This window comes from Longimonas halophila, from assembly GCF_002554705.1.
In the GTDB taxonomy this organism is placed as follows: Bacteria; Bacteroidota; Rhodothermia; order Rhodothermales; family Salinibacteraceae; genus Longimonas; species Longimonas halophila.
Genome location: NZ_PDEP01000005.1, coordinates 218,272 through 230,143, shown reverse-complemented (window position 1 = coordinate 230,143; position 11,872 = coordinate 218,272). Strand labels below are relative to the sequence as shown.

The 11,872-nt window shown below is 59.6% G+C and carries 11 protein-coding genes; 6 read left to right on the top strand and 5 right to left on the bottom strand.

Translation table 11 applies throughout. The annotated features are described in order from the left end of the window. Window positions 1-89: 89 nt before the first annotated feature. Window positions 90-968, top strand: coding sequence for a sulfurtransferase (locus CRI93_RS07225; protein WP_098061955.1), 879 nt, complete (start codon window positions 90-92; stop codon window positions 966-968). Between the two features lie 47 nt (window positions 969-1,015). Beyond that, a complete protein-coding gene (locus tag CRI93_RS07220; RefSeq protein WP_098061954.1) occupies window positions 1,016-1,468 on the top strand; it encodes a SufE family protein in 453 nt (150 codons plus the stop codon). A 1-nt stretch (window position 1,469) separates the two neighbouring features. Here CRI93_RS07220 and CRI93_RS07215 read toward each other — a convergent pair whose 3' ends face one another. Further along, window positions 1,470-2,132, bottom strand: a complete 663-nt coding sequence (locus tag CRI93_RS07215; protein ID WP_098061953.1) for an NUDIX hydrolase — start codon at window positions 2,130-2,132, stop codon at window positions 1,470-1,472. Window positions 2,133-2,423: 291 nt separating this feature from the next. After that, complete coding sequence (locus CRI93_RS07210; protein WP_098061952.1) at window positions 2,424-2,870, bottom strand: Hsp20/alpha crystallin family protein; 447 nt, start codon at window positions 2,868-2,870, stop codon at window positions 2,424-2,426. A 475-nt stretch (window positions 2,871-3,345) separates the two neighbouring features. On the opposite strand from CRI93_RS07210, the gene CRI93_RS07205 reads away from it, so the two are divergent. Then, a complete protein-coding gene (locus tag CRI93_RS07205; protein WP_176521757.1) occupies window positions 3,346-3,921 on the top strand; it encodes an outer membrane beta-barrel protein in 576 nt (191 codons plus the stop codon). Window positions 3,922-4,210: 289 nt separating this feature from the next. On the opposite strand, the gene fahA is transcribed toward CRI93_RS07205, so the two are convergent. Both fahA and CRI93_RS07195 read right to left on the bottom strand, forming a co-directional pair. Further along, window positions 4,211-5,536 carry a fumarylacetoacetase gene (gene fahA / locus CRI93_RS07200; RefSeq protein ID WP_425436967.1) on the bottom strand — a complete coding sequence of 442 codons (1,326 nt, stop codon included), beginning with the start codon at window positions 5,534-5,536 and terminating at the stop codon, window positions 4,211-4,213. Window positions 5,537-5,568: 32 nt separating this feature from the next. Continuing rightward, window positions 5,569-6,576, bottom strand: coding sequence for a hypothetical protein (locus CRI93_RS07195; RefSeq protein ID WP_098061949.1), 1,008 nt, complete (start codon window positions 6,574-6,576; stop codon window positions 5,569-5,571). Between the two features lie 314 nt (window positions 6,577-6,890). On the opposite strand from CRI93_RS07195, the gene CRI93_RS07190 reads away from it, so the two are divergent. After that, window positions 6,891-8,159 carry a tetratricopeptide repeat protein gene (locus CRI93_RS07190; protein ID WP_098061948.1) on the top strand — a complete coding sequence of 423 codons (1,269 nt, stop codon included), beginning with the start codon at window positions 6,891-6,893 and terminating at the stop codon, window positions 8,157-8,159. Between the two features lie 224 nt (window positions 8,160-8,383). Further along, entirely contained in the window at window positions 8,384-9,550 is a 1,167-nt protein-coding gene (locus CRI93_RS07185) for a cystathionine gamma-synthase (RefSeq protein WP_098061947.1), read from the top strand. Window positions 9,551-9,809: 259 nt separating this feature from the next. Here the strand turns inward: CRI93_RS07185 and CRI93_RS07180 are convergent, their stop codons facing one another. Next, window positions 9,810-10,439, bottom strand: coding sequence for a porin family protein (locus tag CRI93_RS07180; protein WP_098061946.1), 630 nt, complete (start codon window positions 10,437-10,439; stop codon window positions 9,810-9,812). 274 nt (window positions 10,440-10,713) lie between these two features. On the opposite strand from CRI93_RS07180, the gene bshA reads away from it, so the two are divergent. Next, the gene (gene bshA / locus CRI93_RS07175) at window positions 10,714-11,862 is read left to right on the top strand and encodes an N-acetyl-alpha-D-glucosaminyl L-malate synthase BshA (RefSeq protein WP_098061945.1); all 1,149 of its coding nucleotides are present in this window, start codon (window positions 10,714-10,716) and stop codon (window positions 11,860-11,862) included. Window positions 11,863-11,872: the final 10 nt, after the last annotated feature.

The following is an 11,872-nucleotide window of genomic DNA, read 5'->3' as shown; positions in this document are numbered from 1 at the left end:
GTGCGGCCTGTCGCAGCGAACACGACCCCGCATCAAGGGTCTTACCTACCGCACCTGTACGCCTCCTTTCCCCAAGCTGCCTACCTGCCATGAGCACGTATGCTCACCCTGACGTCCTGGTTGATACCGACTGGGTTGCTGACCATCTCAATGATGACGACGTGCGCCTCGTCGAAGCCAACGAAGACGTGCTGCTCTACGATACGGGACACATTCCCGGCGCGGTAAAAGTCGACTGGCACACCGAACTGCAAGACCCGGTGCAGCGCGACTTTATTGACGAGGCCGCCTTTGCGGAGCTCTGCGAAACGAAAGGCATTGGCCCCGACACGACCGTCGTGTTCTACGGCGACAAAAACAACTGGTGGGCCTGCTACGCCTTCTGGGTCTTCCGTCTCTACGGGCACGAGTCGCTCCGCGTGATGGACGGCGGACGCAAAAAGTGGGCCGCCGAAGACCGGCCCCTCACGACCGACGCGCCCGACCTGCCCACCGTGTCGTACCCGGTGCCTGAGGCCCCCGACCTCTCCATCCGTGCGTTCCGGGGCGAGGTCCTGGCGCATCAGCAACAAGACGGCCCCATGGTCGATGTGCGCTCGCCTGAGGAGTTTCGCGGTGAGATTACGCATCTTCCGGGCCTGCCCGAAGAAAGCTCCATGCGTGGCGGACACATTCCCGGCGCCCGCAACGTACCCTGGTCGAACGCGGTGAATGACGACGATGGCACGTTCAAACCGCGCGAGGAGCTTGAAGACTTGTATCAGCAGCGCGAGGGCCTCAGCCCCAACGATCCTACCATTGCATACTGCCGTATCGGCGAGCGCTCCAGTCACACCTGGTTCGTGCTCAAGTACCTGCTGGGCTTTGACCAGGTCAAAAACTACGACGGCTCGTGGACCGAGTGGGGCAACCTTGTTGGTATGCCCATTGAAAAGGGAGACGCCGAAGCAGCCACGCCCGCTCAGTAGTCCCACCCGGATCCCCTTCGTGATCTCGCCCCTGTTCTGTCTTGATTATGGCTTCGTTTGAAGATATTGCCGCAGGCTTCCAAATGGTCGGTCGCGATGGCCGGTTGGAGCTGCTGTTAGAGTACTCCGACAAGCTACCGCCACTGCCCGAGGCATACCAGGAACTGCGTGAGGCCGGGCTGAACATGGTGCACGAGTGCCAGTCGCCGGTCTTTCTGCGTCCCGAGGTACGTGACGGCACCGTGCGCATCATCGCGGATGTACCCCGCAACGCACCCACAGCACGTGCCTTCGTATCCATCTTGCACGAAGCCTTCGACGGGGCTACGCCCGAAGCCGTTGCCGCTGCGACCGACTATCCACTGCGCGATCTGGGCCTGGCCAACTTGCTCGGCGCGCAGCGCACGCAGGGGCTCTCGGCCATCTACCAGCGCATGAAGCACGCCGTGGCCGAGCGCAGCCACACACCTATTGCTTCCGACTCCGCCGACAGCGCATAGCTCACGCCACCCGTCCGCTGAACTCGCCCGACGCCTGGCGCACCACCTGAAGGAGCTCAGCCAGCATCATCGCCGTAGCGCCCCACACGGCGTGCCCATCGACCCCGTAATACGGCACGTCTATGCTGCGCCCGTGGAGCGTCCACGGCTCTACCGTGCGCGTAGCCGGATCAAGCAAATGCGGGAGCGATGCGGGCAGCACCATTTCGACTTCGGCTTCCTGTGCGGTAAAGGTGGGCGCCTGTGCGCATACCGCTACGAACGGATGGACGCAAAACCCGGATGGCGGAATGTACAACGAAGTGAGCGAGCCCAGTATGGTAGATGACTCGGGAGGCAGTCCCACTTCTTCGTGCGCCTCACGCAGCGCGGTGTCGCACGGGACCTCGCCCGGCTCGCAGCGCCCGCCGGGAAAGGAGATCTGCCCAGGGTGATGCGGCAGATCGCTACGCCGAACGGTGAGCAGTACCACGGGCACACCGTCGGCATTTGGGTAGAGCAGGGCGAGCACACCTGCGTTCGTGCATTCGGTGGATTCAGTGGGTGGACGCCGGTGGCCCGCATCGTAGCGCGGAGCCATGGTCTGCTGGGCCTCCGGCCCTGGTAACCCATTACGGAGCTGGCTCTCTAACGCGGGAACAAGGCGGTCGAACGCAATCGACATGACGGGGATCGGGATGGATGAGCAAGTGGGCATGGGCTCTTGGCGCTCATGCCGCCGTTGGTATGCGTGGTATCTTGTGGGGGTCCGGTAGACACGGAGGTGCAGCGCACTGGCCTTCGCTTCCCTCTGAACCCAACAAAGCTGCCCCCACGCAAGGCCGCTATATACCCCAAACAAAAAAGCGCTCCGGCCGCCGTGAGGCCGCCGGAGCGCGTGTGGAGGCACTAAAGACGGATTCGAGGCAATCCGTCTACCTCCAGAACCAGGTGATGTGTGCGCGCTGAGATCCGGTTATTGGATCGCAATCTGACGCGGCTTGCTTTCTTCGGCCTTCGGTACCGTAATCGTCAGGACGCCATCTTGGTACGACGCTTCAATGTTGTCTTCCTGAATCGACTGCGGCAGCGTGAAGGAGCGGTGGAAGTGGCCGAAGGCGCGCTCCACGCGCACGTACTCGTCGCCTTCGTTGCGGGCTTCGTGGCGACGCTCGCCGCTGACCGTGAGCTGCCGCTCCTGCATGTTGATCTTCAGATCGTCTTTCGACAGGCCCGGCAGGTCGAGGCGGATTTCGTAGTTGTCGGGCGTTTCGACCATGTCGGTGCGCGGTGCCCACATGCGCGTGGTGCTCTCGGTGCGACTGTTTTCGTCGCTTGTGGGGAACAGGCGGTTGAACACCTGATCGATTTCGTCTTGGAGCGTGCGCAGGCTGCGGTTGGGCGTGCGGGTAATATTCGTCATACGAATCACCTCGTTCGGTTGTCTCTGTCTGTGATGTATATGTTGCAAGGGATGCAGAGCACTTCGCCTTCAACTCTGCATTTACCCACTTATGCAACCCCTGTACCAACCCGTCACAAGACGCTTCTACCGTACGTTTGGCTGCCAACACGACAGGCTCTGCGACCTGATCTGACAGCTTTTTAGTCTCCCCTGACAAGATGATAATGCCGTCTGACAACGTGTGTCAACAGTCTGACAACATGTAGATGACACCGCGGCAGGCAGGCTTTTTTTTGTTGCGACTCGGGCCAGTTGGTGGACTTGCACCTTCCGTGAAGGTTCGATATACTTGGTATATGGAGTGACGGCGCACCGTTCTCATGCCGTTACATCACTCTCGTACGATACCTTGCTATCGACTCTTCTTGTACTCATGTCCGATCTATCAAACGTTCGCTTACCCGCACTGCTCGTCCTGACCCTCTTTCTGTGCATGGGCCCACAAACCCCCGCTGCACAGGCGCAGTCCAATGACGCGTCATCTCGCTTCACGCTGGGCGCGGGCCCGGCGCTGCTTTCCACGGTCAGCGCTCCCCAGACAGGCACCTACCAGACCTATGGCGTGAGCGCTCGTGCCGAGATGCGTGTAGGGGAGTCGCTCTCTGTTGGACTTACCGGCGGCCTATTTCGTGCCACCGACCACCGCACACAAGGGGGGTTCACGCAGTCTGCATTTACCCGACGCGTTGTTACGGGCACACTGCGCGCGCAGTTTGATGTGTATGAAACGTCGGCTTTTCGAATCTATGGGATCGCAGGCGTTGCGATGCACCACGCCAACCAATCGGGGGAAATGCTCCTCATCAACGATGCTCCGCCGTACGGCACCAGCACGCGTCCGATTTCCGAAAGTAGACCCCGCTGGGGCCCTCAGATAGGCGGCGGCCTCGCGCTAATTCGATTTCCGGGCGCGCAGATCTATGCCGAGCCCACCTTCACTACCCTGCTGCCTGATGCCGACGACTTTGGGCGCGTTCAGCTGGATGTGGGGGTTCGCCTTCCGCTGTAGCAAACAGACGTACCGTAGTGATGTGTATATCTGTCGTAGCGTCACTGGAGACGCAAATGCGTCCTTGCTACGCCCGACAGCAGTACTTCTACATGACAAACGGGGCAGAGCCCCTGGATAGCGTGCGTCGCAAGGCAGAGCCATGCGACGAGGTGGGGCATGTGACAAGGACAAGCCCCCAAAACGACTACGGGCCGCTCGCCGAGAACACATCTCGGTAGAGCAGCCCGCTTTTCGTGTAGGCTATGATGGTGCCGTTTACCTGCGCGACAGCTTCGTGCGTTGCGTCTTATGCATCGAGCGGCTGCGCGGGCTGCACCACGCCCTCGGTGGTGCCGAGTCCGATACGGAAGCCGTTGCCCTGCGCCCAGCCGCGCATGATGACGCGATCGCCATCTTGCAGGAAGGAGCGCTCCGAGCCGTCGGGCATCTGAATCGGCTTGGTGCCGCGCCAAGCCAACTCCAGCATGCTACCGTAGCTATCTTCGGTGGGCCCACTGATGGTGCCTGACGCCATTAGGTCGCCCGGACGCGTGTTGCATCCGTTTACGGTATGATGCGCCAGCTGCTGCCGCATCGACCAGTACATGTAGTTGAAGTTGGTCTGGCTGATGGTGTGCGGCGCATCCATCTCGGGGGTTTGTAGCTGCACTTCGAGCTCAATATCGAAGTTGGCGCGGTCGTTCGGCTGCAGGTAGGGCAGCGGCTCCGGGTCTTGCTCGGGGCCGTCGGTGCGGAAGGGCTCCAGCGCATCCATCGGTACGACCCATGGCGACACGGTCGTGGCAAAGCTCTTACCCAGAAACGGACCCAGCGGTACGTATTCCCACTTCTGGATGTCGCGCGCGCTCCAGTCGTTGACAAGCGAGAGCCCGAAGATATGAGACTCGGCGTCTTTCGCCTGAATCGGCGTGCCCAGCGCGTTGCCGGTGCCCACGAAGAAGCCCATCTCCAGCTCGAAGTCGAGCAGCTGGCTCGGCCCGTAGGTCGGGGGCGCGTCGTCGTCGGGCTTGCGCTGTCCGCAGGGGCGCTGGATGGGCGTGCCACTTACCACGACCGAACTGGCGCGTCCGTGATAGCCCACAGGCAGGTGCAGCCAGTTGGGTTTGAGGGCATTCTCGGGCCCGCGAAACATGGTGCCGATGTTGGTGGCGTGCTCGCGTGAAGAGTAGAAGTCGGTGTAGTCGCCGACCTCTACCGGAAGCAGCATAGTCACGTCGTCTTGTGCATGCAGCACGCGACTGCGCAGCGATTCATCGTCGCGGAGGGTAGCGGTGTCGGATTTGAGCAGGTGATGCACGGTTGAGCGCGCCGCGCGCCACACCGGACGCCCCAGGGCCATGAATGGATTCAGCGTATCCGCATGAAACGGGTGATTGTCGGCGTCCAGCGCATCGTGGTCGAACAAGCCTGCTTCAGCCAGCGCCGCCAGGTCCACAACGTGGTCGCCAATGGCCACGCCAACGCACGGCTCAGCCTGTGCATCGGGCCGAAATATGCCGTAGGGTAGGTTTTGGATGGGAAATGGATGATCGCTGGGTACGTCGAGGAACGACGCATCCGAGGCAGGAATGGGTGTAGACGACATAGGCAGGGTGGTGTGTAATGAAGTCAATGAAACGAGGGGGAATGCTACAGTGCACAGCGCTACATCAGACTGAGCGCCCGCAGGTCCTCAACGGGTTCTACGAAGCTGCAGCTGCCAAAGGAGTGCGCAAGTGCAGCGCGGCTGTGCGAAATATCTTCAACCGAGGCGCTAAGCGGCCCCCACTGCATGCCTTCTTGGGTGAAGGTAAAGGTATCCGCATTCTCCTCGCGCAAAATCGCAGAGACCCCATCCACGTCCAGGTCGTGCTCGGCAGCCAGCACAGCCGCTCCAAACACGTTGAAGAAGCCGTGGCGCATCACCTCGTACTGCTCGTCGTGATGGCGCGCCGGGTGGTGGAGTCCCGCCGTTGCTTTGAAACGCACGCCTGCGTTGCGGCACGCTACGATAGCACGCGCCACCTGTTCGGTCGACGGAAAAAGCTCCGGCTCCATCCCACCGCACCGGATTTTCAGCCCCAAGATGCTCTGTTCCGGCACCGGCTGGTTGGCATTGGCGGAGGCGAAGGCAGGCAGTATCTGCGGCAGTTGGGATGCAGTCTGATCGGTCAGCGGCACCTCAAAGAAGATGTCGAGATGCGCAAGGCCATGCTGAGCGAGCGTCGAATCGACCGCCTCCAGAAAGCGCGCAACGGGCTCGGCCTCAAACGGGTCGAGCAGCGCCGTGGGCAGGCGCACCTCCATCACGTCGGGGCGCACGTGGCTGTTGTGGTCTTCGATGCACGTGTCGATGCGGTCGAGGTCGTCTGTAAACGCTTCCAAAAACGCATCAACGGTAGCGCCGCCCTGGCCAAGAACCGACAGCCCCACCGGCGGGTTGCTGGCGATGGCCTGGCGGAAGGGCCGTAGCTCGTCGAGCCGTTTGGTGGGAACGACGAAGCGGTTGAGCATCCAGCGCTCGGGCTCGGTGCGATAGCTTAGGAAGTTCTCCATGGCCTCGTGCAGCGGCAGGTCGGCAGGCGGAAACATGCCTGCATAGTCGACAATGCGCTGCAGGAAGGCCCGCAGGCCCGGCGCAATGAGGGTGTCATCGGTATGAGGAGCGTTCATGAGCAGTAAGAGAGCAAGTCGGCAGATGCGAGTGGGCTCTGTAGCGCGTGATGTATGTACGCGTAGCGCGCCCTTGTCGTTATCCGCAGTAAAGCATGGGGATCCCTATAAAAGCAAGCGCACCGCCCGCTCTGTAATCGGGTATAGTGGATACTTCACGAAGCTCTCCCGATTGGGTACTTGCAACTGCTTAGGTGCACGTATTAAATTGCAATGGTTCTTTACGGCGTCGTGAACGTCACGAAAGACGACACGTAGCATGGCGATATGTGTGACGTTCACCGGATTTCTACTCACGGTTTCCCAACCCCATTATGATTGTATCCCGTCGATATTCGTTTCATGCACTGCTATGCGCGGTCTTTTTGGCCGGAGCAGTGCTTACGGGCTGCGCCACCGGCGACCCCAACATTAACGAAGCAGAAAGTGCGCTGGAGGATGGCAACTATGAGGCCGCGCTGGAAAGTGTGGAGCGCGCTCTGGAAACAAATCCTGAAAATGCGCAGGCGTACCTGACGCGTGCCGACATCTATCAGGATCAGGCCACTGAGGCATCCGATCCCGAAGAGCGCGTTCGCTTGTACGAGCAGGTAGCCGAGGCTCAACAACAGGCCATTGAAATCAACCCGGAACTGGAGAGTGAGATTCAGGGCCAACGGCAGTTTGCATACATTGACCTGATGCAGCAGGGCGCGCAGAAGTTCAACGAAGCCCAGGAAGCGGGCGAGGAGGCGCTCTTTCAGGAAACGGCTTCGTTCTTTACGAGCGCCCGCCTCTTGGAGCCCGACTCCAGCGGAGCTTACATTAACGAAGCGTATGCGCGGCTGAATGCCGGAGAGCGCGAAGAGGTGATTCCGGTGCTGGAGCAAGGCATCGAAACGAGCCCTGATACCGTTGATGCAAACCTATATTCGATTCTGGGCAGCCTTTACGTTCAGAATGAGCGCTATGACGACGCAATCACGCTGCTTGACGAAGCCACCGGGTTCTACACCGACAACCGTGAGCTGCAGGAGCTGCGCTTGAATGCGTACACCGCCAGTGGCAATGTCGAGGAGGCGCTTTCGGCTTACAGCGAACAGGTCGAGGCCAACCCAGAGAACCCCATTTTCCGTTATAATTATGGCTCCCTCTTGCTCAATGACGAGCAGTACGAGGAAGCGGCCGCGCAGTTAGAGCGCGCCACCGAGCTTAATCCTGAAAATGGGGATGCGTTCTTTAATCTTGGAGCCTCGTACGTGAACCAGGCTGCGAACCTCGACGAAGAAATCTCTGAAATCGAGGAGCGTCTGCGCGAAGAAGAGCGCGAGGCAACCGAAGAAGAGCGCGAACGTCTCGAAACGCTCTCAGGTGAGCGTCAGGGGCTTATCGAGCAGTCGATTCCGCCCTTTGAGCAGGCCTACGACCTGCTCGAACCAAGCAGCCCAAACTATAGCACGGTCTGCCGTGAGCTGTACCGCTCGTACGTGCTTGTGGAGCGCACTGAAGACGCCGAAGAGCTGGAGTCGTGCTTCGACGATATCGACGAAACGCCGCCCGGCATGGAGTCATCTGAAGAAGAAAACGGATCAGGTGGTCAGTAACACGACCTACCTCATGTAATACTCTTACAGGCTGTGTAACTGGTCTGTGGCACAAGGCCCGAACCTTGAAGGGGTTCGGGCCTTTTTGTTGTGGAGTATCCCGGCACTATTTGTTCATCAGCAGATGCAGTCTGCGCTCCCTGCCCCCCAACGCCTCTGTTCGTCTTGTACAGCAACCGCCGGGATTTGCTGTCTCGCTCTACCCATCAACCTTGTTTTATCTTATGGCTTCCGATTCGTCGAATCGCGGGTTTGGCACCCATGCTATTCATGCTGGGCAGCAGCCCGACCCGTCCACAGGCGCTGTTATGACCCCGATCTATCAGTCGTCGACCTACGCGCAGTCCGCGCCAGGCGAGCATCAGGGATACGAATACTCGCGCGTATCTAACCCGACCCGTACCGCGCTGGAGGGCAACCTGGCTGCTCTTGAGGGCGCTGAACACGGCATCGCGTTTGCCTCAGGCGTAGCGGGCATCGACGCCATTATGAAGGGACTGCGCCCTGGCGATCATGTCATCTCGACCAACGATCTGTACGGCGGCAGCTTTCGTCTCTTTACAAAGGTGTTTGAGCCGTTTGGCATCAACTTTTCGTTTGTGGACATGACTGACCTCGACCAGATCGAGGCCGCGATCACCGACGACACGGCTATGATCTGGGCCGAAACGCCCACAAACCCGCTCATGCGTATTATCGACATTAGAGCGGTGTGCGAACTGGCCAATGCGCATGACATTGATGTGGCTGTCGACAACACGTTCGCCACGCCGTACCTGCAGCAGCCGCTCGACCTGGGCGCCGACCTCGTGCTGCACTCGGCAACGAAGTACCTGGGCGGACACTCGGACATTATCTTGGGCGCGGTGTGCACCAGCCGCGACGACTGGGCCGAGAAGCTGCGCTTTCAGGTGAAGAGCGCAGGCGCCTCGCCGGGCCCCATGGACTGCTTCCTGGCGCTACGTGGCACGAAGACGCTTCATGTGCGCATGGATCGTCATTGCGACAATGCCCGTGCCTTAGCGCTCTTTCTCGATGAGCACCCCAAGGTCGGGCGCGTCCGCTACCCGGGACTGGAATCGCATCCCGGCCACGACATTGCAGCGGAGCAGATGAGTGACTTTGGCGGGATGATCGCCTTCTCGCTCACCGACGACCGCATCGAAGCCGCGAAAACGGTGCTTTCCAACACCGATGTGTTCTTGCTCGCAGAGAGCCTCGGCGGTGTCGAGAGCCTGATTGAGCATCCGGCCTCAATGACACACGCGTCCATTCCCCCGGAGGAACGTGCCAAGATTGGACTTACGGATTCGCTGATTCGCCTCTCGGTCGGTATTGAAGACATTACCGACCTGCGTTCCGACCTGGAGCAAGCGCTCGACCGCATATAAACGGAGGCGCGCTCCATTACAAAAAAACCTGGAGGCAGCGGCTTCGAGCCCCCACAGCCCGAAGCCGCCAGTTGTGCACGTCGGCGTACTGCCCACGATGGGCGGATATGCATGCTTGAAACCGACCGTGCGAAATGAGCGCTCACACACGCCCTCCAGGAAACAGGTAGGCGGCTGGCCACAGCACGGGGCTTATGTGATGCGTATGGCCCCTGCCCTGCGCTGTGTGCCGCCTATATGTCAATATGTCAACAGCCCTTTAGAAAAATACATGCAGCCGGATGCTGAAGGCACTTAGCTTCGGGTCGTTCACGTCAACGTCGTTGCCAAAAACCTCAAGGTCATCGTCAAAGATCGACGTGACGCCGAACTCGTAGCGCAGCTCCGGTGTCAGGCGTACGCCACCCAGATTAAACTCGACCCCAGCGCCCACATTGCCCGACAGGTTCACGTCTTCGAGGTTATCTTCGAAGTCATCCCCAAACTCTCCACTTCCGTCACCAATCGGAAATGACACCTGCGGCCCTGCCATTGCGTAGGGCGTAACCAACGGCAACGCAAGACGGTACTTCAGATCAAGCGGAATTTCAATGGTACTAAGGTCAAGCGTAGCAGACTCTCCTCCTTGCTGTCCTGCAAACTCGTATTCGCCGACACGGCGGTAGATACCGCTCAGACGCAGGCCCAAGACGGCAAAATCACGGTTAAACGCGAGTCCTACATGGTAACCTGTTGAAGACTCAAAGGTAGCATCTTGACTCACATCGTCGAGGCTCTCGAAGTTGAGTCCGCCTACAATGCCCACTTGGGCGCTTGAGGCCTGCGGCAGGGCCATCCAACCAAGAGCAGCGATCAGAAGAAGGAATGTGCTATACCGAACGCGTTGCATATAACCAGTTGTTTTTATTAAGCAAGGGACAATTTGATTTCACGCCCTTCTACTGAATGCGTGAACGTAGCGTTTCTCATTGATTCACCTATGCAGACGCCCCCTTGAGCGATAAAGTAACGAGATGGGGCCGCCTTCTACGAAAGCTACCCTACGCGTCTCTACACGTGGTTCGCGTACGTGCAATTGATGCAACGGCATGCAACCTCACAAGAGCAGCCGATGTTGATGCACGCAGCACTGTCACTGCATCTGCTCATCCCCCCTTTGCGTTATGAACATTGGCATTACATGCTATCCGGTCTATGGCGGCAGCGGCGTGGTTGCGACCGAACTGGGTAAGGCCCTGGCCCAGCGCGGACACACCGTACACTTTATCTCATCGTCGCTGCCGTTCCGGCTCTCGCATATGGGCGGCAACGTCTACTTTCACGAGGTGAACGTGCAGTCGTATCCCCTTTTCGACTACCCCCCGTACACGCTCACGCTCACCAGCAAAATGGTCGATGTGGCCAAGCACAACGGCCTCGATGTGATGCACGTGCACTACGCCATTCCCCATGCCACCAGCGCGGTGATGGCGCGCGACATCTTAGCTGGACAAGGCCTCGATGTGCCAGTCATTACCACGCTGCATGGCACCGACATTACGCTCATTGGGCAAGATCCCTCATTTACACCGGTCGTTACGCACTCCATCAACAAGTCGGACGGCGTGACGGCGGTGTCGGAGTATCTGCGTACGGAGACGTACGATCACTTTGACGTGACGGGCGACATTGAGGTGATTCCAAATTTTATTGATATGGAGCGCTTCCACCGCCTCGACAAGGAGCACTTCAAACAAGCGCTCTGCCCCAACGGCGAGAAGGTGATCGTACACGTGTCGAACTTCCGCCCGGTCAAAAACGCAACGCAGGTGGTCGAGGTCTTCCACCGCCTGCGCCAGGATGACCTGCCTGTGCGCCTGCTGCTGGTGGGCGACGGGCCCGATCGTGCTTCTGCCGAACGCCGCGCTCGCGAGCTCGACGTCTACGACGACATCCGCTTTCTGGGCAAGCAAGATCCCGTCGAGGAAATCTTGTCGATTGCCGATGTCTTCCTGATGCCCAGCGGCTCGGAGACGTTCGGCCTGGCCGCGCTGGAGGCGATGGCCTGCGAAGTGCCGGTGGTGGCCAGTGATATTGGCGGACTGCCCGAACTGGTCGTGGATGGCGAGACGGGCTTTCTGTGCCCGCTCAACGACATCGATGCGTTTACCGAGCGCACCCGGCAGCTTCTGACCAACGACGAACTGCAGTCCACGATGGCCGCTGCAGCACTGGAGCGGGCTCGTGGCACCTTTCATGTCGATCAGATTGTACCCCAGTATGAAGCGCTATATGAGCGCGTCCGAGACCGGGTGACTACCGAAGCAGCGTAGCTCAACGACT

Bases quoted from the DNA above. Each gene is read 5' to 3' on its own strand.
- CRI93_RS07190 (WP_098061948.1), top strand. From the start codon at position 6,891: ATGATTGTATCCCGTCGATATTCGTTTCATGCACTGCTATGCGCGGTC.
- CRI93_RS07225 (WP_098061955.1), top strand. From the start codon at position 90: ATGAGCACGTATGCTCACCCTGACGTCCTGGTTGATACCGACTGGGTT.
- bshA (WP_098061945.1), top strand. From the start codon at position 10,714: ATGAACATTGGCATTACATGCTATCCGGTCTATGGCGGCAGCGGCGTG.
- CRI93_RS07215 (WP_098061953.1), bottom strand. From the start codon at position 2,132: ATGTCGATTGCGTTCGACCGCCTTGTTCCCGCGTTAGAGAGCCAGCTC.
- CRI93_RS07195 (WP_098061949.1), bottom strand. From the start codon at position 6,576: ATGAACGCTCCTCATACCGATGACACCCTCATTGCGCCGGGCCTGCGG.
- CRI93_RS07210 (WP_098061952.1), bottom strand. From the start codon at position 2,870: ATGACGAATATTACCCGCACGCCCAACCGCAGCCTGCGCACGCTCCAA.
- CRI93_RS07220 (WP_098061954.1), top strand. From the start codon at position 1,016: ATGGCTTCGTTTGAAGATATTGCCGCAGGCTTCCAAATGGTCGGTCGC.
- CRI93_RS07205 (WP_176521757.1), top strand. From the start codon at position 3,346: ATGGGCCCACAAACCCCCGCTGCACAGGCGCAGTCCAATGACGCGTCA.
- CRI93_RS07180 (WP_098061946.1), bottom strand. From the start codon at position 10,439: ATGCAACGCGTTCGGTATAGCACATTCCTTCTTCTGATCGCTGCTCTT.
- CRI93_RS07185 (WP_098061947.1), top strand. From the start codon at position 8,384: ATGGCTTCCGATTCGTCGAATCGCGGGTTTGGCACCCATGCTATTCAT.